Origin of the sequence: Kitasatospora sp. NBC_01302 (assembly GCF_035976515.1) — a bacterium.
Classification (GTDB): domain Bacteria; phylum Actinomycetota; class Actinomycetes; order Streptomycetales; family Streptomycetaceae; genus Kitasatospora.
The window spans coordinates 2,440,583-2,460,452 of the sequence record NZ_CP108404.1 but is presented as its reverse complement, the minus strand read 5'-3'; the positions used below and the strand labels follow the sequence as shown (position 1 = coordinate 2,460,452).

Below are 19,870 nucleotides of genomic sequence, written 5' to 3'. Positions count from 1 at the left end.
GCGCCCGCACCTCCGCCCCGACTCCCGACTCGCCCGACTCGCAGAAAGTGGTAGGAACCATGTTCGCAAACGTCTCGAAGCTGGTCCGCAAGCTGCCCGAGCAGGCCTTCTACCTCGGTCTGCTCTGGGAGCGGGCGGCGGCCAAGTTCCCGACCGCGCCGGTCACCCTGGACCAGCCGCTGGCCACCCTGCCCGGCCTCGGCACCGAGTTCAGCTACGCCTCGCTGGCCGACGTGGTGGACGACCTGGCGGCCCGGCTCTGGCAGTTGGGCGTGCGCCCGGCCGAGCGGGTCGCGGTGCACAAGAGCGACAACTTCGACATCTCGCTGCTGGCCGCGGCGATCTCCCGGATCGGCGCCGTGCCGGTGATGGTCTCCTCCGCGCTCTCCGGCGAGATCGTCGCCCAGCTGCTCGGCCGCCTGGAGCAGCCCTGGCTGATCACCGACGCCGCCAAGCTGGCCGGCCCGCTGGACGGCGTGGCGGTCGGCGAGCTGACCCGCGAGACCGTGCTGGCCGGCACCGCCGCCTTCGGTGGGCTGCGGCTGATCGCCGAGGTGACCGGCGCCCCGCGCCGGCCCTCCGTCGAACTGCACCCCGGCCAGCCGGCCCTGATCACCCACAGCTCCGGCACCACCGGCGTCTCCAAGCTGATGGTGCACAACGCCCGCGGGCTCTTCCACCGCCTGCTGCCGCAGCAGATCATCGCCTGGCCGGTGCGCCGCAAGGAGACGGTGGCGCTGTGCATGTCCTTCGTCCACTCGCGCTTCTTCCACTCGCTCGGCGTCTTCCTGAACTTCGGCAACCCGCTGCTCATCCTCAACGACCCGAACCCGGACAAGATCGGCCCGCTCTTCGTCACCCACCGTCCGGGCCTGGTGGAGACCCACCCGAACAACTTCGTCCAGTGGGAGGACCTGGCCCAGGCGCCGGACGCCCCGCTGTCCAGCATCCGCTACTACAGCAGCACCTTCGACGCGATCCACCCGCGCACCATCCAGCGGCTGCTGGCCGCCTCCCGCCGCCACCGCCCGCTGCTGGTCCAGCTCTACGGGCAGAGCGAGACCGGCCCGATCTCGGGCGCCTGGTACACCCAGAAGAGCGCCGAGAAGAACGACGGGCGCGACGTCGGCTACGTGCTGCCGGGCTTCATCCGGGTCCGGGCGGTGGACGAGAACGGGCGCGAGGTGCCCAAGGGGCAGCCCGGCCACCTCGAACTGCGGGGCCGCAGCACGATCATGACCTACCTCGGCGAGCACGAGCGCTACCTGCGCAACAAGACCGAGGGCTGGTGGCGGCTGGGCGACATGGGCTACCTCGGCCGGTTCGGCAAGCTGCACCTGATCGACCGGGAGATCGACCAGATCGAGGACATCGACAGCAACCTGGAGGTCGAGGACGTCCTGATGTCCCGCCTCGAGGAGCTGCTGGAGGCCGTCATCGTGGTGGGCCCCGAGGGCGAGCCGGTGCCGGTGGTCTGCACCCGGCGGGACGCGCCGCTGGACCCCGAGCGCTGGGCGAAGGCCACCGCCGACCTGCCCACCCTGGCCGCCCCGCTGCACTGGGCCTTCACCGAGGTGCCGCGCACCTCCACCTGGAAGGTGCGCCGGGTGGAGATCACCCGGATGCTCCGCGAGCACACCGCGCCCGCCAACCTCAGCCGGTAGCCGGCCCTCCGCTCGTCCCGCTCTTCGAGGAGAACCCGAGATGTCCCACACATCAGAGCCCACCGCCGCCGAGCACGGGACGCTGCCCGTGGTGGTGGTCGGCGCGGGGCCGGTCGGACTGACCGCGGCCCTGGCCCTGCGCAGCCACGGCCTGCCGGTCACCGTCCTGGAGGCCGAGCCCGAGGACCGCGTGCGCCCCGGCAGCCGCGCGCTCTTCGTGCACCGCGAGTCGCTCGACCTGCTCGGCCGGATCAGCCCCGGCCTGGACCGCACGCTCATCGACAACGGCGTGATCTGGCCGACCCGGCGCACCGTCTACCGCAGCCGCACGGTCTTCGCGCGCAGCTACCCCGCCCAGCCGGCCCGCCCCGGCGTCACCCCGCCGTTCACCAGCCTGCGGCAGATCGAGACCGAGCGGCACCTGCTGGCCGCCTGCCGGGCGGCGGGCGTGGAGTTCCTCTGGGGCGCCGAGCTGCTCGACCTGCGCAGCCACCCGGACGGCGCCGAGCTGACCTGCGCCGACGGCACCGGGCTGCGCGCCCGCTACGTGATCGGCGCCGACGGGGCCCGCTCCCAGGTGCGCCGCTCGCAGGACATCACCATGGAGGGCGAGCGCTCCGAAGCCTTCCACGTGGTGGTCGACATCGAGGAGGACCAGGCGGACCCGCTGCCGCTGGAGCGGGTGTTCATCTACGAGCACCCCGAGCTGGGCCACCGCAGCGTGATGCGGGTCCCGTTCGCCGGAGGCTTCCAGCTCGACCTGCAGTGCAAGGACGGCGACCGGCCCGAGGACTGGGCCGACGAGGAGGCGGCCCGCAGCTGGGTGGCCAAGGTGGTCGGCGCCAAGTACGCTGACCGACTGCTCTGGGTCTCGCGCTACCACTTCCTGCACGTGGTGGCCGAAAACTTCACCGATGCCAACCGCCGGGTGCTGCTGGTGGGCGAGGCCTCCCACCTGTTCCCGCCGTTCGGTGCGCGCGGCATGAACAGCGGCATCGCCGACTCGGTGGCCGCCGCCGAGGCGGTGGCACAGGCGCTCGCCGATCCCGGCCGACACCTCGCCGCCATCGACGCGTTCGCCGACTCCCGCAAGGCCGCCGCGCGGTTCAACAGCGAGGCCGCCCGCACCGCGCTGGCCCACCTGCGCCCGCGCCGGCGGATCACCAGGCTGCGGCAGGCGGCCGGGGCCGCGCTCTCCCCGCTGGTCGGCTCCTGCGGCGAGTGGCTGGAGCGCGCACCGTACGGGCCGCGCACCGGTGCGCCGACCAACAGGGCCGGGCGGTACTGAGCGATGACCGGCCCGACCACCCCCACCGGTCCCACCGCCCCCGCCGCCGAGCGCTGGCTGGCCTGGGAGCCCGAGCGAGGCCTGGTCACCCGACCCGACCTCGGGGCACCCGGCCTGCTGGCCGCCGACTCCTGGCTCGTCGAGGACGGCCGGGTGCGCGCGCTGGAGCTCCATCAGGAACGCTTTACCGCGGCTTGCCTGGAACTCGGCCTGCAGCGGCGGGCGGTGGACCGGTTCTGGGCGGCGGTCACCGCCGAACTTCCCAGAGTAGGCGTGTGGTTTCCACGAGTTGAGCTCCGCGTCGGGGGCCGGCTGGGGCTGCGGCTGCGCCCGGCCCCGCCGCGCACGCACAGCGTGAAGGTCTTCCCCTGGACGCGCGGCGACCCGCGCACCGTTCCCCATCGCAAGGGCCCTGACCTGGCGCTTCTGGCCGACCTGCGGGCCGGCGCGCAGGCCCGGGGAGCCGACGACGCGCTGCTGAGCACCGAGTCGGGGGAGCTGATCGAGTCCGCCACCGCGAGCCTGCTGTGGTGGTCGCAGGGGGCGCTGTGCCGGCCGGCGGCCCATGGACAACTGTCGAGTGTCACAGCAAGACTGATTGCCCGTCAGGCCGAGAGCCTGGGCATCGCGGTGCACCGCCGTCCGGCCAAGCTGGCCGAACTGGCGGACTGCGAAGCCTGGTTGGTCAACGCGCTGCACGGTATCCGCCCGGTGACGCACTGGGTGGGCACCGAGTACCAGGCCGGGCAGGCCGAGCGCGCCCTGCGGTGGCGGCGGCTGCTCAGCGGACTGACGCAAGCACTTCCCACCACTCGTCAGGTATCCGCTCCAACCGATGGAGGCCACCCATGATCAGCCGCAGGACCCTGCTCGGGGCCACCGCCGCCACGGCCGCCACCGCCGGCCTGGTACTGGCCGGCCCCGCCGTGGCCGCCGGCCGGCGCCGTCCGTCCAGCACCTGGGACCGGCTGGACAACGCGCTCGCCGGCGACCTGGTGCTGCCCGGCGACCCGGGCTACGACCAGGCCCGCCAGCTGGAGAACGCCCAGTTCGACACCGTCTTCCCGCAGGCCGTCGTCTACGCGGAGAACGCCGCCGACGTGCGCACCGCGATCCGGTTCGCCCAGGACGAGGGCCTGCCCACCGCGGTGCGCAGCGGCGGCCACAGCTACGCGGGCTGGTCCACCAGCGAGGGCCTGGTGATCAACCTGACCCGGCTGAACAAGGTCGCCGTCAAGGGCGGCACCGTCAGCCTGCAGCCCGCCGTGCAGGCCGTGGACGTGCCGGGGCAGCTGGCCCCGCGCGGGCTGAGCGTGCCGGCCGGCTTCTGCGCCACCGTCAGCCCCGGCGGCTTCGTCAGCGGCGGCGGCACCGGCTGGCAGTACCGCAAGTACGGACCGGCCTGCGACCGCCTGGTCGGCGCCGAGGTGGTGCTGGCCGACGGCCGGATCGTCAACGTCTCCAAGGACTGCCACCCCGACCTGCTCTGGGCGCTGCGCGGCGGCGGTGGCGGCAACTTCGGCGTGGTCACCGAGTTCAGGATGGCCCCCACCCAGGTCGGCCGGGTCGGCCACTACACCCTGACCTGGGACTGGGCGCACGCCCAGCAGGCGGTGGCCGGCTACCTCCAGTGGACCACCGAGGCCTCGCCCGACCTGTCCTCGGACGGCGTGCTGCTGCTGCCCGACGCGAGCCCGGGCACCGCGCCCAGCTTCCTGGTCACCGGCGTGGACCTGGCCGGAATCGACGCGCTGAAGCAGGAGTTGGCCCATCTGACCGCGCTGATCGGGGTGCCGCCGGCCACCCAGGTGGTCCAGGACCTCAGCTACCCGGACGCGTTGATGCAGGTCTTCGGCTGCGGCAGCCTGACCGTGGACGCCTGCCACACCACCGGCGCCAACCCGCACGCCTCGCTGCCGCGCCAGGCCTACGTCAAGAACCGTGGCCGGATGTTCACCCGGGTGCTGCCCGCCGACGGGATCGACCGGCTGCTCACCGCCTTCGACGCCGACCGCCGGGCCGGCCAGACCCGGGTGGTCAGCCTGCTGGGCCTGGGCAAGAACGCCAACAACCGCTCGCTGGACTACGGCGCCTGGCCGCACCGCGACTCGCTCTACAGCGCCATCGCCACGGTGAGCCTGGCGAACTGGAACCCGCCCGCCGAGGAGCGGGAAGCCGCGCAGGACTGGATCGACGGGGTCTTCGACGCCTTCGACCCCTACTCCAACGGCCGCTCCTACCTGAACTTCCCCGACACCAGGCTCACCGACTACGCCGACGCCTACTGGGGCCCCAACCTGTCGCGGCTGAGCCGGGTCAAGCGGGCCTACGACCCGCACGACTTCTTCCACTACGCGCAGTCCGTGCCGCTCGGTTGAGCAGCGGCTCAAGCGATTCGCAAGGGGCCGGGGGCAGACTCGTCCCCGAGCTCGCCGGATTCCCCCGTTTCCAGTGCGAGCGAGGTCTCGCCCCGCGGCCCGTCCGGCCCGGGGCGAGGCCCTTGCCGGTGTCCGCGCCGCTCGTGTGGATCTCGCCGGGCGCGGTGGCCTTCCCGTGGCGGCGCTCGATGCGGCCCGCAGCCGATGTGCGCCGGCTCAGAGCGGCACCCCGCGCGGGTGCGGCGGGCGTGGCAGGGTGAGCGGTGGCGGAGGAGTCCGATCCGCCCCCTTCGTCCCCTGCCTGACCGTTCGAGCGAGGAGCAGCGCATGAGCCTGAGCATCCGCAACCGGATCCCCGGCACCGTCACCGCGATCACCGGCGGCGCCGTGATGGCGACCGTGCGCGCCCGCCTGGTGGGCGGCCAGGACATCACCGCGGCGATCACCCTGGAGGCCGTGCGGGAGCTGGGCCTCGCCGAGGGGTCCCGGGTCGAGGCACTGGCCAAGTCCACCGAGATCGCCCTCGCCGCCGCCGACGCCCCGGTCGCGGGCCTGAGCATCCGCAACCAGCTGCCGGGCACCGTCACCGAGGTGGCCGCCGGTGGCGCCATGGCCACCGTCAAGGTCGCCATCGAGGGCGGCGAGCTGACCGCGGCGATCACCAAGGACGCCGTCGACGACCTCGGCCTGCGCACCGGCACCCCGGTGGTGGCCCTGATCAAGTCGACCGAGATCTCGCTGGCCGCCGCCTAGCGCGAGTGCCTGTCCTGCGTTGCGCCGGAGGCGTCCGGCCCCTGATACTGCGTCAGTGCGGCAATCAAACTGAGAGGCGGGCCGGATGGATCACCAGGAGCTTCAGAAGCGCTTCGAAACCCTGACCACCGCCCACCTGGCGGACGCCTGCCTCCGCGCGCGGGTCCCGGTGCGCTGCGCGCCTGCGCAGCTGCGGCCCGTGGTGCCGGGCGGCCGGGTGGCCGGGCGGGTCCGCCCGGCCCGGCACGTCGGCAGCGTGGACATCTTCCTGGAAGCCTTCGAACGGTCCGCGCCCGGCGACGTGCTGGTGGTCGACAACGCCGCCCGGCTCGAAGAGGCCTGCATCGGCGACCTCGTGGTCCTGGAGGCCCGCGCGGCCGGGCTCTCGGGCCTGGTCGTCTGGGGCCTGCACCGCGACACGGCCGACATCCTGGCCATCGGGCTGCCGGTCTTCAGCCTGGGCGCCCTGCCCACCGGCCCGCAGCGCCTGGACCCGCGCCCCGCCGAGGTGCTCGACTCCGCCCGGGTGGGCGAGTGGACGGTGACCCAGGAGGACCTGGCCCTGGGCGACGAGGACGGCGTGCTCTTCCTCCCCGCCGCCCGCGCCGCGGAACTCTTCGCACTCGCCGAGCAGATCCGCGACACCGAACGCCGCCAGGCCGAGCGGATCCGCACCGGCGACACCCTGCGCACCCAGGTCCACTTCGACCGCTACCTCGCCGCCCGCCGGACCCGACCCGACCTCACCTTCCGCGACCACCTGCGCGCGGTGGGCGGCGCGATCGAGGAGTGACGGACGACCTGGTCACACCCCGCCAGGGAGGCGCACCAGGCCCTCGCGGCGGAGGTCGGCCAGGGTCGGGTAGCCGTCGACTGCCATGATCAGGTCGGCCTCGGCGAGCAGGGTGCGCAGGACGTGGACGATGCCGTCGGTGCCGCCGAGGGCCAGGCCGTAGGCGTAGGGGCGGCCGATGCCCACGGCGGTGGCGCCGAGGGCGAGGGCCTTGGCCAGGTCGGCGCCGCTGCGCACGCCGGAGTCGAAGAGCACCGGGAGGCCGTCGGCCGCGGCGACCACGCCGGGGAGGGCGGTGAGGGCGGGCAGGCCGCCGTTGGCCTGGCGGCCGCCGTGGTTGGAGCAGTAGACGGCGTCCGCTCCGGCGTCCTTGGCGCGGCGGACGTCGTCGGGGTGCAGGATGCCCTTGAGGATCAGCGGCAGGGTGGTCAGCGAGCGCAGCCAGGGCAGGTCGGCCCAGGTCAGCGGGGTGGCGAAGATGTTGGTCCACTCCAGGACGGCGGCTGCCGGGTTCTGCTCCGGCGGCTCCTTCAGCCGGGCCCGGAAGACCGGGTCCGAGGTGTAGTTGGCCAGGCAGTGCCCGCGCAGCTGGGGGAAGTTGCCGGTGCGCAGGTCGCGCGGGCGCCAGCCGGTGACCCAGGTGTCCAGGGTGACCACGATGCCCTGGAATCCGGCCGCCTCCGCCCGCTGCACCAGGCTCGCCGCGAGGTCCCGGTCGGTGGGGGTGTAGAGCTGGAAGAAGCCGGGGGTGTCGCCGAGTTCGGCCGCCACCTGCTCCATCGGGTCCACGCTCAGGGTGCTCGCGGTCATCGGCACACCGGTGCGGGCGGCGGCCCTGGCGGCGGCCAGGTCGCCGTGGCCGTCCTGGGCGCAGAGCCCGAGCACGCCGATCGGGGCCAGGAAGAGCGGCGAGGGCAGCGTGCGCCCGAACAGTTCGACCGTCAGGTCGCGCTGCGCCGCGCCGACCAGCATCCGCGGGACCAGCGCCCACTGCTCGAAGGCGCTGACGTTGGCCCGCTGGGTGAACTCGTCACCCGCGCCACCCGCCACGTAGGACCAGATGCCCGGTGGCAGCGCGGCCTGCGCCCGTTCGGCCAACTCCGCGAAGGCCATCGGGAACTCGGGGAGGACGCCGCCCAGGGCGTTGAGGTAGATCTCGTTCTGGTAGTCACCGAAGTGCGAGGTCATGCCGGCCATCCTGCCACCGCGGGCCGCCGCTCGCGGGCCGAACCGCGAACCGGCGGGCGGACTACCGAGCGTACTGGTGGGCGGACTACCGGGCGAGCAGCCGGGTGAGGTTGCCCGTGAGGACCTGGTCGAGCAGCCCGGGGTCGGGGACGGCCGCCTCCACGGTGCAGCGCGCGGCGAGCACGTCGCCGTACGGGGTGTTGGAGCCGAAGAGGCACTGCGCGGGCAGCGCCTGGACGGCCATCCGGACGGCGAACACCTGGAGCGCGCTGGACAGGTCGACGAAGAGGTTGCGGTGTTCGAGCGCGAGGTCGACCAGGTCCATCCAGTTCAGGCCGCCGAGCGCGCCGACGATCACCGGCACCTGCGGGAAGCGCGCCGCCATCGTCGCGTAGGTCCGCAGGTCGGCCGCGGTGTGCGGGGCGAACCCGTGGACCAGGACGGGCAGTCCACCGTGGTCGGCGCTGACCGCCAGCACCGGTTCGATCGCCTCCGCCTGCCCGGGGGTGGGGCTGAGCTCGCCGATGCCGACGATCCCGGGCAGGGCGAGGTGGTCGGCGAGCCAGGCACCGGTGGCCTGTTCGGTCAGGCCCAGCGGGACGTTGACGAAACCGGCCAGCTCGGTGGGGTGGGCGGCCAGCGCGGCGGTCAGCTCGGCCGTCGCCGTGCGGTAGCCGTCGAACGAGGAGCGCTCGCCCCCGAGGACGCTGCCGAGCCGGGCGAACTCGGCCCGCAGGTCCGTCAGATCGGCCGACGCCTCGGGGTGCACGTGGGTGGAGAGCAGCACGGTGCGGGTCACCCCGGCCCGGCGGGCCCGGGCGAGCTGGGCGGGGAGGTCGGTGGTGACATGGGCGTGCACGTCGAAGGCCATGGCGGATCACATCCGTTTCCTGGGGGGCGGTGATCCTCACGCTAAACTTTGACACCGGTGACAAGGTCAAACGCGACGGGGGCGGCGGTGCTGATCAACGAGCTGGCGCGGCGCACCGGGATCAGCACCCGGGCGCTGCGCCACTACGACCAGCGGGAGTTGCTCCCCTCCACCCGCCGCACCAACGGCTACCGCGACTTTCCCGAGCCGGCGGTCGAGCAGGTGCGGCGGATCCGCCTGCTGCTGGACATCGGGCTCGACCTGGACGCGGTCGCCCGCCTGCTGCCCTGCTTCGCCGAGGACGGCAGGCTCAGCCCCTGCGAGAGCGCGCAGACGCGGCTGCGCGCCCAGATCGAGGCGATCGACCGCTCGATGGCGACCATGCGCGAGACCCGCGCGATGCTGGTCACCGCGCTCGGCCAGGGGAGTTGACGGTCCGTCAGGGAGCGATGACGGTCAGCGCCCCCGGTCGCACCCGGATGTCGGCGGGCAGCTGCGCGATCTCGTCGCCGTCCGCGCAGACCGGTATCGGGCGGTCGGCGTCCACCGTCACCCGCCGCGCGGTCCGCACGGTGACCTCGGGGCGGCTCGAGTGGGTGCCCCGCTTGGCCTCGCGCATGAAGGCGACGATCTTGGCGCGCGGTCCGTCGCCGACCACCATGACGTCGAGCAGCCCGTCGTCCAGCACGGCCGACGGCACGATGCGCAGACCGTGGCCGTAGGCACCGGAGTTGGCGACGACCACGGTGTGCGCGCGCACCTCGCGGCGCTCGCCGTCGACGGTCAGCGTGTAGCCGGCCGCGCGCCAGCGGAGGATCGCCTGCAGCGGGGCCAGCCGGTAGAGCAGCAGGGCCGGCAGGCCGCGGCCCGCGTTGATGATCCGGGTGGCCAGCGAGTCGATGCCGATGTACACGTTGCCGGGTGCGATCACCCCGTTGACCTCCAGCACGTCGAGCGTGCGGGTGGGCGCGGCCAGCAGCAGCTCGGCGATCGCGGTCGGGTCGCCGGTGCCCGGCAGGCGCAGGGTGCGGGCCAGGTCGTTGCCGCGGCCCGCCGGGACGATGGCCATGGTGCCGCCGCCGCGCACGGCGCCCTCCGCCACGTCGCGCACCATGCCGTCGCCGCCGACCGCGACCACCACGTCACCGCGCTCGGCGGCCTGGGTGGCGCAGCTGATGGCGTGGGCGCGGTCGTGGGTCGGCACCGTGCGGACGGCGGCGCCGGCCGAGCGCAGCAGGACGGCGACCGGCTCCCACCGGGCGGCGGCGTGGCCGCCGCCCGAGACGGGGTTGACGATCGCCGTGAAGGTGGCGGGGGCCACCTCAGTTCCCGCCCTCGGCCCGACCGCTCCCGGCCTGACCGCCCTCGGCCCGACCGTCCTGCGCCGCCGCGTCCTGCATCGCCGCGTCCGAAGTGGCGATCAGCACACCCGGGTTGAGGATGCCCGCCGGGTCCAGCACCTGCTTGACCGCCCGCAGCGAGGCCACCGCCAGCGGGCCCACCTCGCGGGCGTAGACCTCGCGGTGGTCGGTACCGACGCCATGGTGGTGGGTGATCGCGGCGCCGGCCGCGCGGATCGCCTCGTTGGCGGCCTCCTTGGCCAGCCGCCACTGCGCCACCGGGTCCTCGGTCTGCGCGCAGGCGACGGTGAAGTAGAGCGAGGCGCCGGTCTCGTAGACGTGCGAGAGATGGCACAGCACCAGCGGCGGAGTGCCCTGCGCGGTCAGCGAGTTGCTCAGCGCCTCGGTGACGGCGGTGCGCAGCGCGTGCAGGTTGGACCAGAAGGTCACCGTCTCCAGTGTCTCGATCAGCACGCCCGCGTCCAGCAGCGGATCCCGCAGGTAGGGCGCGCGGTAGCGGCCGCTGCGCCAGGACTCGCCGGGCTCGGTGCCCAGCGACTGCCCGCCCGCCGCGGCGAGCACCGCGCTCGCGCCGGCCCGGCGGGCGGCCACCTCGGCGGCGCTGCCCTCGTAGCCGGTGACGGCCAGGCAGCAGCCGGGGCCGCCGCCGAACATCGCCGCCGGGTCCGCCAGGTTGATCGAGGTCTCCGCCTCGTCGGACAGCCGCAGCACGGTCGGCACCGGGCCGTCCTGGACGAGCCGGCGCAGCGCGTCCGCGCCGGCCGCGAAGGAGTCGAACCGCCAGGCCTCGTAGAGGCGTTCGGCCGGCACCGGGCGCACCCGGACGGTCACCGAGGTGATCACGCCGAGGCTGCCCTCCGAGCCGAGCACCAGCTGGCGCAGGTCGGGGCCGGCCGCCGACTTCGGCGCGGTGCCCAGCGTGAGGGTGCCGCGCGGGGTGGCCAGCACCAGGCCGACCACCATCTCGTCGAACCGCCCGTAGCCGGCGGAGGCCTGCCCGGCCGACCGGGCCGCCGCGTACCCGCCGATGCTCGCGCCCTCGTAGGACTGCGGGAAGTGACCCAGCGTCAGACCGTGCCCGCGCAGCAGCTGTTCGGCCTCGGGACCGCGCACGCCCGCCTGCAGGGTGGCGGTGCGGGAGATCTCGTCCACCGCGAGCAGGGCGTCCAGCCGCTTGAGGTCGAAGGCGATGACGCCGGTGAAGCCGGCCCGCTCGGGTGCGAGGCCGCCGACCACCGAGGTGCCGCCGGAGTAGGGGACGACCGCGATCCGCTCGCGCTCGCACACCTCCAGCAGGGCCACCACCTCCTGGTGCGAGCCGGGCAGCACGACGGCGTCGGGCGCGTCCGTGACGTCGCCGGCCCGCAGCCGCAGCAGGTCGGGGGTGGACCAGCCGCGGGTGTGCGCGAGCCGGGCCGCGGTGCCGGTCTCCAGGTGCTCGGCGCCGACCAGCTGGGCCAGCTCGGCCAGCACCTTGGCGTCCACCGCCGGGTCGGGCAGCGTCAGGTCGGCCAGGTCGACCGGCGGCTGCGCGGGTGTGCGCACCCCGAAGGCGGCCAGCGTCTCGCGGGCGGCGGCCGGCAGGTCGGTGTGGTGGGCGGGGTCACCCCAGCGGTAGGGGTGGAAGTCCGCGACGGGCAGGTCTGACTCGGTCATCGAGGTCCTCGGGGCTGGAGAGGTGGGCGCTGATACACTTGTACATGTGGTGTCGCAGCGAATCAACAGCAGGGCAGACAGCAGCGAGCCGGAGGCCGGCCGAGTCGCACTACGGGCCGCGAACGCGATCCCCGAGGAGCGGATCCTGGACGCGGCCTACCAGCTGCTGCTCACCATCGGCATGCAGCGGATCACCATGGCCGACATCGCCCGCCGGGCCGGGGTCTCGCGCGCTACGCTCTACCGCCGCTGGGGCGGGGTGCGCGAGGTGCTCGGCGCCCTGACCACCCGGGTCTGGACGGAGCTCGCGGAGAGCGCCTTCCCCTCGGCGGACGCCGCCGGGGCCGCGCCTGCCCCGCAGGCCGCGCACGGCCGGGCCCACGTGGTCGACGGGGTGGCGCGCCTGGTGGCCGCCATCCGGGTCCACCCGCTGCTGCGCAAGATCATCGAGCTGGACCCGGACTTCCTCACCCCGTACCTGCTCAAGCGGCGCGGCACCAACACCAACCACCAGCTCGCGATGCTCGAAGCCGGCCTGCAGGCGGGCATCGCGGACGGCTCGATCCGGCCGGGCGACCCCGCCCTGCTGGCCCGGGCCGTGCTGCTCACCGCCTGGTCGTTCACCCTCACCGGCCCGGTCTTCGTGGACGCCCCCGAGGGCACCGGCGAGGCCGTCGGCCGGCTGGACGACGAGCTGCGCCTGCTGCTCGACCGCTACCTCGCGCCCGAGGCGCCGTCCGCATCCTGTGCCCCGTCCGCGCCCCAGGCCCCGTCCGTACCCTTGACCGAAGGCGGTACCGAGCAATGACCAGCACCCCCGCCGCCGACCGGCCCACCGCCTCGCTGAACGCCGCCCGCCGGGCCCGCGAGCTGGCGCAACTGGCCGAACCCGGCGCCGTGGTCGACCTGCTGGTGATCGGCGGCGGGGTCACCGGCGCCGGCATCGCGCTGGACGCGGCCGGCCGCGGCCTGTCCGTCGCCCTCGCCGAGAAGCACGACCTCGGCTTCGGCACCAGCCGGTGGAGCTCCAAGCTGGTCCACGGCGGTCTGCGCTACCTCGCCTCCGGCAGCGTCGGCATCGCCCGCGAGAGCGCCGTCGAGCGCGGCATCCTGCTGGAGCGCACCGCCCCGCACCTGGTGCACGCGCTGCCGCAGATCGTCCCGCTGCTGCCCGGCACCACCCGGGCGGGCGCCGCGCTGGTGCGCACCGGCTTCCTGGCCGGGGACCTGCTGCGGGTCACCGCCGGCACCCCCGCCACCACCCTGCCCCGCTCCCGGCGGCTGACCGCCGCCGAGGTGCTGCGCTACGCGCCCACCGTGCAAGCCGCCGGGCTGCGCGGCGGGTTGGTCTTCTGGGACGGCCAACTCGTGGACGACGCACGCCTGGTGATCGCCCTCGCGCGCACCGCGGCGGCGCACGGCGCCCGGATCCTGACCCGCTGCTCGGCCGGTGGCGCGAGCGGGTCCGGCGCCCGACTGCGAGACGAACTGACGGGCGAGAGCTTCGAGTTGCGCGCTCGCGCGGTGATCAACGCGACCGGCGTCTGGGCCGGCGAACTGGCCCCCGGCATCACCCTGCGGCCCAGCCGGGGCACCCACCTGGTGCTGCCGGCCGCCGCCTTCACCGGCCCGACCGGCGGCCTGAACGCCGGGCTCACCGTGCCGGTGCCCGGCGAGAGCAACCGCTTCGTCTTCGCGCTGCCGGCCCCCGACGGGCGGGTCTACGTCGGCCTCACCGACGAGGACGCCCCCGGGCCGATCCCCGACGTGCCGCAGGCCGCCGAGGGCGAGATCGACTTCCTGCTGCGCACCATCAACACGGCGCTGCGCACCCCGCTCACCCGCGCCGACCTGCTCGGCACCTTCGCCGGACTGCGCCCGCTGCTGGACGACGGCACCGGGCGGACCGCCGACGTCTCGCGCAAGCACGCGGTACTGACCGACGCGGACGGGCTGGTCACGGTGGTCGGCGGCAAGCTCACCACCTACCGGCGGATGGCCGAGGACGCGCTGGACGCGGCCCTGGCCCGCACCGGTCTGCCCGCCCGCCCCTGCCGCACCCGCTCGCTGCCGCTGGTCGGCGCCGCGCCGCGGGCCCGCCTCGACCGGCTGGACGCCCCGCTGCGGCTGGTCCGCCGCTACGGCACCGAGGCCGCCGCGGTGCTGGCCGAGGCCGGGGACGACCCCGCGCAGCTCACCCCGATCGCACCCGGCACCGAGACCACCGCCGCCGAACTGCGCTTCGCCGTCCGCCACGAGGGCGCCCTCGACGAGGCCGACCTGCTCGACCGCCGCACCCGCATCGGCCTGGCCGCCGCCGACCGCGCCGCCGCCCTGACGGCAGCCCGGCAGGCGCTGGCCTCCGCCTGACACTCCCCAGCACCTACGCGCCACCGGGCCCACGCGCCACCGGGCCTCCGGGCCTCCGGGCCTCCCGGCCGGAAGGCCGGGGCTGGGGCCGCGGGACCTGGCGCGGGCTTGCTGGTTGGGTGGGGCACCGGTGCGGTCGGTCGGGCAGGCAGGCGGGCCGCTCGCCGTGCGAGGCGGCGCGGGCCCGTTGCCCCTGCCCCTGCCCCTACCCCCGGGCCTGGGCCTTGCGCTGGCGCTTGCTCAGCGCCGCCTTCGACATGTCCTCGGCCTGCGAGCGCAGGTTCTTGTAGCCGTAGCCGCGCTCCTCCAGCCAGGTCGCCGCCGCGGCCTCGGCCCGCGCGCCGGCCGCGACGATGTCCTCGTCCGCCTCGCCGGTCTCCAGGTAGCGGAAGGAGAACACGTCCCGGGGCGCGAGCTCGTAGCTGAGGTTGCCCTCGGTGGTGAAGGTGGCGAAGAGCATGCTGTGCCGGTCCGCCTGCGCCGCCAGCTCGGCGCGCTGCTCGGCGCTGAGGGTGGCGAAGCTGCCGCGGACGGTCACTCGGAAGGTGCGCTCGGTCATGCGCGCGACCCTAGCCCGCGAAGCTCCGCCCGTTCCACCCGAATACGAGAGGCCCCGAATACGAGGGGCCCCGAATACGAGGGGCCCCGAACCGGACGCGCCCCGAACCGGACGTGCCCCGGCTCAGCGCCTGCGGGCGAGGAAGAGGTCGGTGAGGTGGAGCATGCCGATCCCGCCGCCGCGCGCGTCGAGCAGGCGGCCGGTCTCGGCCAGCGCCCGCTCGCGCTGCTCGGCGGGCAGGACGCGGTAGGAGGAGATGGAGGCGAGCATGCTCAGGTAGCGCTCGGTGTCGTACTGCACCTGGACCCCGTGGCGCAGCGAGCGCAGGTCGGTGAAGCGCCCGTCCTGCCGGCACTCCGCCTCCGGCCAGCCGCTCGGGTCCTCGTCCCCGTCGGCCCAGTAGCCGGCCTGGTCACCGTAGTCGGCCGCGAGGGCGGCGTGCGGCGAGCTGGCCACCTCGTACCGGCGGTCGATCTCGCCGAGCTCGGCGTGCAGGTCGGGGTCGAGCACACCGTGCGGGTTCCAGAGCAGGGCCACCGCGCCGCCGGGGGCGAGGGCCGCGTGCACGAGGTCCCAGCGGCGGGCGGGGTCGAACCAGTGCCAGCAGGTGGCGGCGAGGAAGAGCCCGAAGCGCCGGTCGCCGGGCTGCCACTGCTCGAAGCCGCTCACCTCCACCGACACCCGGGGGTGGCCCGCGGTGTTGCGGCGCAGCACCTCGGCCATCTGCGGGTCGGGCTCGACGCAGACCAGCGGGACGTCCCGCTCGGCGAACAGCACCGAGGCCTTTCCCGTCCCCGCGCCCGCTTCGAGCGCCGTCAGACCGTCCAGCGCGGCATAGCCGAGCACCTCGTCGACCAGCTCGGCCGCGTACCCGGACCGCCCGGCGTCGTACTCCTCGGCCGCCTGACCGAACACCAGCGCCCGCGGGTCCTGGACGTGTTTCTCGGTGCTCATCGTTCCCCCTCGTGATCAGGTACCGCCGTGATCAGGTACCGCCGGATACAGCTACCGCCGCCCCGCGCTCGCCGTCAACGGCTTTTCGCGCAGCAGGGCCCGCCCCGGCAGGGCGGTCGCGGCCAGAGCCAGCAGCACCACACCGGCCGCCACCGGCAGCACCAGCGCCGGCGAGACGTACGGAGCGGAGTCGGTCAGGCCCCGGGCGACCGGGACCAGGGTGACCCAGGCGATCGCGCCGCCGAGCAGCAGGCCGGTGGTCGCCACCAGCAGCGCCTCCCAGCGGAACATGCCCCGCACCTGGCGCCGGGTGGTGCCCGAGAGCCGGAGCAGGCCGACCTCGCGGCGGCGGTCCAGCACCGTCATCACCAGGGTGTTCGCCGCCGCGACCGCCGCGAAGCCGCCCAGCACGCCGGCCATCACGGTGTTCGCCCAGGTGTTGAGCTCCTGGTCGCGGTCGGAGGCGGCGGCGTACCCGGCCGCGTCCGTCACGGTGAGGGGCGCGCCGTCGCCGAGCCGGGCCAGCGCGGCGGCCACCGCCGCCCGGTCGGCCCCGGGGGCGTCGTGCACCAGCACCTGGCTGTCGTAGCCGGTGCCGACGTGGCCGGCCAGCGCGGCCCGCGGCAGCACCAATGCGCCCAGTCCCAGGCCGCGCTGGTAGACGGCCACCACCGTCGGCCGGACCGGCGTGCCGTCGCCGAGCTGCAGCGGCAGGCGGTCGCCGACCTTGACCTTCATCGTGTCGGCCACGGAGGCGTCGACGGCGACCGTGTCGGTGCCGCCGGCCAGCCCGCTCAGCGAGCCGTCCCGGACCCCGAGGTCCAGCACCTTGGACGGATCGCCGGAAACACCCAGCACCGTCGCGGTGTTCAGCGTGTCGCCCGAGCGCAGCACCGCCCCCGTGTGCAGCACCCCGACGGCGTCCGCCACCCCGGGCACCTTCGCGGCCCGCGCGGCGGCGTCGACCGGCAGCCCGGGCCCGGCCGAAGCGACGATCTGGTCGGCCACCATCCCGCCGCGCACCTGCTCGGCCGAGACGTGCGCGATGCTGCTGCCCATCACCAGCAGGGTGCCGCAGAACGCGGTGACCATCACGATCGGGGTGATCGCCGAGGCCAGGCGGCGGGCGTTGGCCCGGGAGGTGTCGGCGGCCAGCGAACCGGCGGCACCCGCCGGGCGGGTGCGCAGCGGCAGGCCGAGCACGGTGGTGGCGAGCCAGGCGACCAGCGGGCCGAGCAGCGCCATCGCCAGCAGGAAGCACATCACCACGCCGAGCGCGGTGTTGGCGGCGTCCGCCCCGCTCTGCCCGGTCGTCACCCCGGCCAGCACGCAGCCGCCGACCAGCGCCAGCAGGCCGACCGTGGTGCGGATCCAGCCCGGCCGGGCGCGCTCGACGGCGCTCTCGCCCAGCGCCTGGCTCGGCCGCAGCTTCGCCGGGCGGCGCGCGCCGAGGTAGCCGGCCAGCAGGGCGGCGAGCAGACCGGAGCCCGTGGCCGCGAGCATCGGGATCGGGCCCACCGAGAGCGACAGGCCCGCCGGAACGGCGCCGCGCGAGACCATCTGTCCGAACCACCAGTGCGCCAGGCCCAGACCGGGCAGGATGCCGAGCAGGCCGGCCAGCGGCGCGATCAGCATCGCCTCGGTGGCGATGGTGCGCCGGATCTGCCGCGGGGTCGCGCCGATCGCCCGCAGCAGCGCGAACTCGCGGGCCCGCTGGTTGGTGGCCAGCGCGATGGTGCCCATCACCACGAAGACCGCCGTCATCGTCGCGATGCCGCCGAAGCTGCCGCCGAGCGCGGTCAGCATCACCTTGGCCTGGAGCAGCAGCGGCTGCTCCACGGTCGCCCGGCCGTCGCCGGTGAACACCTGGGCCTGGCCGCCGACCGCCTGCCGCACCTGGGCGGCCACCTCCTTGACCGAGGCTCCGGGACGCACCTGGACGGCGATCGCGTCGATGCGCCCCGGGTGGCCGGAGAGCTGCCCGGCGACGGCGTCGGTGAACCAGGCGCCGGTCGTCCCCACCCGGGGGTCGGCCAGCCCGGCGACGCGGTAACTGCCGCTGCCGGTCGGCGCGGTGAGGGTGACGCGGTCACCGACGGCCAGGTGCGCGGTGCGCGCCGTCGCGGCGTCCAGCACCACCTCGCCGACCCCGGGGGCCCGGCCCTCGGCGAGCAGGCCGCCGCCCGCTCCGGGCTGCGGGCCCGGGGCGGTCAGCCCGATGCTCGCGAAGCCGTGCGCGGTGAGCACCGGCGCGCCGGGCACGGCGGCCTGGACCGGGAAGGCCAGGTCGGGCAGGGCCGCCGCGACGCCGGGCAGTGCGGCCAGCCTGTCGGCCAACGCCGCTTCCACCCGGGCCCGTTCGGGCAGCGGGGTGCTCTCGGTCTCACGGCTCTCGCCGTGCCGCACGGAGATCTTCGCGGACGGGTCGGCGGCCACCACCACCGGCGCGTTCGCGTAGCGGACCGGGGCGAGGTGGGCGGTCACCCCGGTCTGCAGCAGCAGGCCGCAGGCGGTGATCACCGTGCTGGCGAGCAGCAGGGCGACGAAGCTGCCGACGAAGGAGGCGGGTCGAAAGCGCACGGCCGCGCGGGCCAGGCCGTTCATCATGCCGCCACCGCCGCGCTGTAACCGGCGGCGGTGCCCGTGCCCGTGCCCGTGCCGGTGACGGCGGCGGTCAGGCTGAGCATCCGGGCGGCGACCGTGCCCGGGTCGGGCTGGGCGAGGCAGTCCACCAGCTGCCCGTTCGCCAGGAAGAGCACCTGGTCGGCCTGGGAGGCGGCCACCGCGTCATGGGTGACCATGACCACGGTCGCGCCGAACTGGTCCACCGCCTGGCGCAGCAGGCCGAGCACCTCCAGCGCGGTGCGGCTGTCCAGTGCGCCGGTCGGCTCGTCGGCGAAGACCACCTCGGGGTCGGTGATCAGCGCCCGGGCGATCGCCACCCGCTGCTGCTGCCCGCCGGACAGCTCCCCGGGGCGCCGCCTGCCGTGCTCGCCCAGGCCCACCCGGGCCAGCAGCTCCTGCGCCCGCCGCCTGTCCTGCCGCTTCCCGGCGAGCCGCTGCGGCAGCAGCACGTTCTGCTGCACGGTGAGCGAGGGGAGCAGGTTGAAGGACTGGAAGACGAAGCCGATCCGGCTGCGGCGCAGCGTGGTCAGCCGGTTCTCGCTCAGCCCGGTCAGCTCGGTGCCGCCCAGCAGCACCTGCCCCTCGTCCGCCCGGTCCAGGCCGGCCGCGCACTGCAGGAAGGTGCTCTTGCCCGAGCCGGAGGGGCCCATGACGGCGGTGAAGGTGCCGTGCGGCAGCGCCAGGTCGACGCCGCGCAGTGCCTGCACCGCCTGGTCGCCGCGGCCGTAGACCCGCCGCACCCCGCGCAGCTCCACCGCGAACGGCGAATCGGCGGGGCGCTGCGGTGAGGCGGCGGCGGAGTCGTGACGAGGGCGGCGGCCTTCGCGCGGTGCCATGGGAGTTCCTTCCAGCGCGGGTCTTTCTGACCCTGCCAACGCTAGGAACTCGCGGCCGCACGAACCATGGTGATCACCTGTGTCCTGGGGGTGGGGTTATCCCCCCGTCGTGCCGGGGGGTTCCCTCAGGAGCCCTGCCCGCCCCGCCCGAAGAGCTGCTCCAGCGCCCGGCGGTCGCGCTTGGTCGGCCGCCCGGCGCCGTGGTCGCGCACGGCCACCGGGGCGGGGCCCTGCGAGGCGGGGGCGGGCGGGCTGTTGTCGACGAAGCAGTCGACGGCGACCGAGGCGCCCACCCGCTTGTTGATCACCCGGGAGACCACGACCACCCGGCCCCAGTCGCCCTGCCGCACCCGCACCTCGTCACCGACCCGCACCGGGTGCGCCGGCTTGACCCGCTCGCCGTTCACCCGCACCTGCCCGGCCCGGCACGCCGCGGCCGCGACCGCACGGGTCTTGGCCAGGCGCACCGACCAGATCCAGCTGTCGACCCGCGCGGTGCCTTCGTCTACGCCCATGCCTCCGACTCTAAGCCACCACCACGGCCTGTTCGACTCTGTTGGTGTCTGTGCGCTGC

At 74.9% G+C, this 19,870-nt stretch carries 18 protein-coding genes; 9 read left to right on the top strand and 9 right to left on the bottom strand.

The annotated features are described in order from the left end of the window. The first annotated feature begins 59 nt into the window (after positions 1-59). The 6 genes from OG294_RS10295 to OG294_RS10270 all read left to right on the top strand — a co-directional run bounded on the left by OG294_RS10295 (position 60) and on the right by OG294_RS10270 (position 6,876). Entirely contained in the window at positions 60-1,664 is a 1,605-nt protein-coding gene (locus OG294_RS10295) for a class I adenylate-forming enzyme family protein (RefSeq protein WP_327066161.1), read from the top strand. A gap of 40 nt (positions 1,665-1,704) precedes the next feature. Beyond that, positions 1,705-2,952: an FAD-dependent oxidoreductase gene (locus OG294_RS10290; RefSeq protein ID WP_327066160.1), complete on the top strand. Its 1,248-nt coding sequence runs from the start codon at positions 1,705-1,707 to the stop codon at positions 2,950-2,952. A 3-nt stretch (positions 2,953-2,955) separates the two neighbouring features. Further along, entirely contained in the window at positions 2,956-3,804 is an 849-nt protein-coding gene (locus OG294_RS10285; protein WP_327066159.1) for an aminotransferase class IV, read from the top strand. Further along, the gene (locus OG294_RS10280; RefSeq protein WP_327066158.1) at positions 3,801-5,330 is read left to right on the top strand and encodes an FAD-binding oxidoreductase; all 1,530 of its coding nucleotides are present in this window, start codon (positions 3,801-3,803) and stop codon (positions 5,328-5,330) included. Before OG294_RS10285 ends, OG294_RS10280 begins: the two co-directional genes overlap by 4 nt. A gap of 327 nt (positions 5,331-5,657) precedes the next feature. Beyond that, positions 5,658-6,083: a TOBE domain-containing protein gene (locus OG294_RS10275; RefSeq protein ID WP_327066157.1), complete on the top strand. Its 426-nt coding sequence runs from the start codon at positions 5,658-5,660 to the stop codon at positions 6,081-6,083. Between the two features lie 85 nt (positions 6,084-6,168). Further along, positions 6,169-6,876: an RraA family protein gene (locus tag OG294_RS10270; protein ID WP_327066156.1), complete on the top strand. Its 708-nt coding sequence runs from the start codon at positions 6,169-6,171 to the stop codon at positions 6,874-6,876. A gap of 12 nt (positions 6,877-6,888) precedes the next feature. Here the strand turns inward: OG294_RS10270 and OG294_RS10265 are convergent, their stop codons facing one another. Together OG294_RS10265 and OG294_RS10260 are read right to left on the bottom strand one after the other, a co-directional pair. Continuing rightward, positions 6,889-8,064, bottom strand: coding sequence for an alpha-hydroxy-acid oxidizing protein (locus tag OG294_RS10265; protein WP_327066155.1), 1,176 nt, complete (start codon positions 8,062-8,064; stop codon positions 6,889-6,891). 85 nt (positions 8,065-8,149) lie between these two features. After that, positions 8,150-8,935: an amidohydrolase family protein gene (locus tag OG294_RS10260; protein WP_327066154.1), complete on the bottom strand. Its 786-nt coding sequence runs from the start codon at positions 8,933-8,935 to the stop codon at positions 8,150-8,152. A 57-nt stretch (positions 8,936-8,992) separates the two neighbouring features. On the opposite strand from OG294_RS10260, the gene OG294_RS10255 reads away from it, so the two are divergent. Continuing rightward, a complete protein-coding gene (locus tag OG294_RS10255; RefSeq protein ID WP_327066153.1) occupies positions 8,993-9,367 on the top strand; it encodes a MerR family transcriptional regulator in 375 nt (124 codons plus the stop codon). 7 nt (positions 9,368-9,374) lie between these two features. Here the strand turns inward: OG294_RS10255 and OG294_RS10250 are convergent, their stop codons facing one another. Continuing rightward, positions 9,375-10,256 (bottom strand): diacylglycerol/lipid kinase family protein, encoded by an 882-nt coding sequence (locus tag OG294_RS10250; protein ID WP_327066152.1) that lies wholly within the window; start codon positions 10,254-10,256, stop codon positions 9,375-9,377. 1 nt (position 10,257) lies between these two features. Beyond that, positions 10,258-11,952 carry an FAD-binding oxidoreductase gene (locus OG294_RS10245; RefSeq protein ID WP_327066151.1) on the bottom strand — a complete coding sequence of 565 codons (1,695 nt, stop codon included), beginning with the start codon at positions 11,950-11,952 and terminating at the stop codon, positions 10,258-10,260. 46 nt (positions 11,953-11,998) lie between these two features. Here OG294_RS10245 and OG294_RS10240 point away from each other — a divergent pair, with 46 nt between their 5' ends. Next, entirely contained in the window at positions 11,999-12,760 is a 762-nt protein-coding gene (locus OG294_RS10240) for a TetR/AcrR family transcriptional regulator (RefSeq protein ID WP_327066150.1), read from the top strand. Continuing rightward, positions 12,757-14,322, top strand: coding sequence for a glycerol-3-phosphate dehydrogenase/oxidase (locus tag OG294_RS10235; RefSeq protein WP_327066149.1), 1,566 nt, complete (start codon positions 12,757-12,759; stop codon positions 14,320-14,322). The genes OG294_RS10240 and OG294_RS10235 overlap by 4 nt, the downstream gene beginning before the upstream one ends. 205 nt (positions 14,323-14,527) lie before the next feature. Here the strand turns inward: OG294_RS10235 and OG294_RS10230 are convergent, their stop codons facing one another. The 5 genes from OG294_RS10230 to OG294_RS10210 form a co-directional block, all read right to left on the bottom strand. After that, positions 14,528-14,881 (bottom strand): DUF6204 family protein, encoded by a 354-nt coding sequence (locus tag OG294_RS10230; RefSeq protein WP_327066148.1) that lies wholly within the window; start codon positions 14,879-14,881, stop codon positions 14,528-14,530. Positions 14,882-15,004: 123 nt separating this feature from the next. Then, complete coding sequence (locus OG294_RS10225; RefSeq protein ID WP_327066147.1) at positions 15,005-15,835, bottom strand: class I SAM-dependent methyltransferase; 831 nt, start codon at positions 15,833-15,835, stop codon at positions 15,005-15,007. Positions 15,836-15,886: 51 nt separating this feature from the next. Further along, positions 15,887-18,442 carry an FtsX-like permease family protein gene (locus OG294_RS10220; protein ID WP_327066146.1) on the bottom strand — a complete coding sequence of 852 codons (2,556 nt, stop codon included), beginning with the start codon at positions 18,440-18,442 and terminating at the stop codon, positions 15,887-15,889. Next, positions 18,439-19,296 carry an ABC transporter ATP-binding protein gene (locus OG294_RS10215; protein ID WP_327066145.1) on the bottom strand — a complete coding sequence of 286 codons (858 nt, stop codon included), beginning with the start codon at positions 19,294-19,296 and terminating at the stop codon, positions 18,439-18,441. The genes OG294_RS10220 and OG294_RS10215 overlap by 4 nt, the downstream gene beginning before the upstream one ends. Before the next feature lie 125 nt (positions 19,297-19,421). Continuing rightward, complete coding sequence (locus OG294_RS10210) at positions 19,422-19,811, bottom strand: RNA-binding S4 domain-containing protein (protein WP_327066144.1); 390 nt, start codon at positions 19,809-19,811, stop codon at positions 19,422-19,424. Positions 19,812-19,870 lie beyond the last annotated feature (59 nt).

Bases quoted from the DNA above. Each gene is read 5' to 3' on its own strand.
- OG294_RS10245 (WP_327066151.1), bottom strand. From the start codon at position 11,952: ATGACCGAGTCAGACCTGCCCGTCGCGGACTTCCACCCCTACCGCTGG.
- OG294_RS10280 (WP_327066158.1), top strand. From the start codon at position 3,801: ATGATCAGCCGCAGGACCCTGCTCGGGGCCACCGCCGCCACGGCCGCC.
- OG294_RS10260 (WP_327066154.1), bottom strand. From the start codon at position 8,935: ATGGCCTTCGACGTGCACGCCCATGTCACCACCGACCTCCCCGCCCAG.
- OG294_RS10275 (WP_327066157.1), top strand. From the start codon at position 5,658: ATGAGCCTGAGCATCCGCAACCGGATCCCCGGCACCGTCACCGCGATC.
- OG294_RS10230 (WP_327066148.1), bottom strand. From the start codon at position 14,881: ATGACCGAGCGCACCTTCCGAGTGACCGTCCGCGGCAGCTTCGCCACC.
- OG294_RS10295 (WP_327066161.1), top strand. From the start codon at position 60: ATGTTCGCAAACGTCTCGAAGCTGGTCCGCAAGCTGCCCGAGCAGGCC.
- OG294_RS10265 (WP_327066155.1), bottom strand. From the start codon at position 8,064: ATGACCTCGCACTTCGGTGACTACCAGAACGAGATCTACCTCAACGCC.
- OG294_RS10285 (WP_327066159.1), top strand. From the start codon at position 2,956: ATGACCGGCCCGACCACCCCCACCGGTCCCACCGCCCCCGCCGCCGAG.
- OG294_RS10210 (WP_327066144.1), bottom strand. From the start codon at position 19,811: ATGGGCGTAGACGAAGGCACCGCGCGGGTCGACAGCTGGATCTGGTCG.
- OG294_RS10270 (WP_327066156.1), top strand. From the start codon at position 6,169: ATGGATCACCAGGAGCTTCAGAAGCGCTTCGAAACCCTGACCACCGCC.
- OG294_RS10290 (WP_327066160.1), top strand. From the start codon at position 1,705: ATGTCCCACACATCAGAGCCCACCGCCGCCGAGCACGGGACGCTGCCC.
- OG294_RS10225 (WP_327066147.1), bottom strand. From the start codon at position 15,835: ATGAGCACCGAGAAACACGTCCAGGACCCGCGGGCGCTGGTGTTCGGT.
- OG294_RS10220 (WP_327066146.1), bottom strand. From the start codon at position 18,442: ATGATGAACGGCCTGGCCCGCGCGGCCGTGCGCTTTCGACCCGCCTCC.
- OG294_RS10235 (WP_327066149.1), top strand. From the start codon at position 12,757: ATGACCAGCACCCCCGCCGCCGACCGGCCCACCGCCTCGCTGAACGCC.
- OG294_RS10215 (WP_327066145.1), bottom strand. From the start codon at position 19,296: ATGGCACCGCGCGAAGGCCGCCGCCCTCGTCACGACTCCGCCGCCGCC.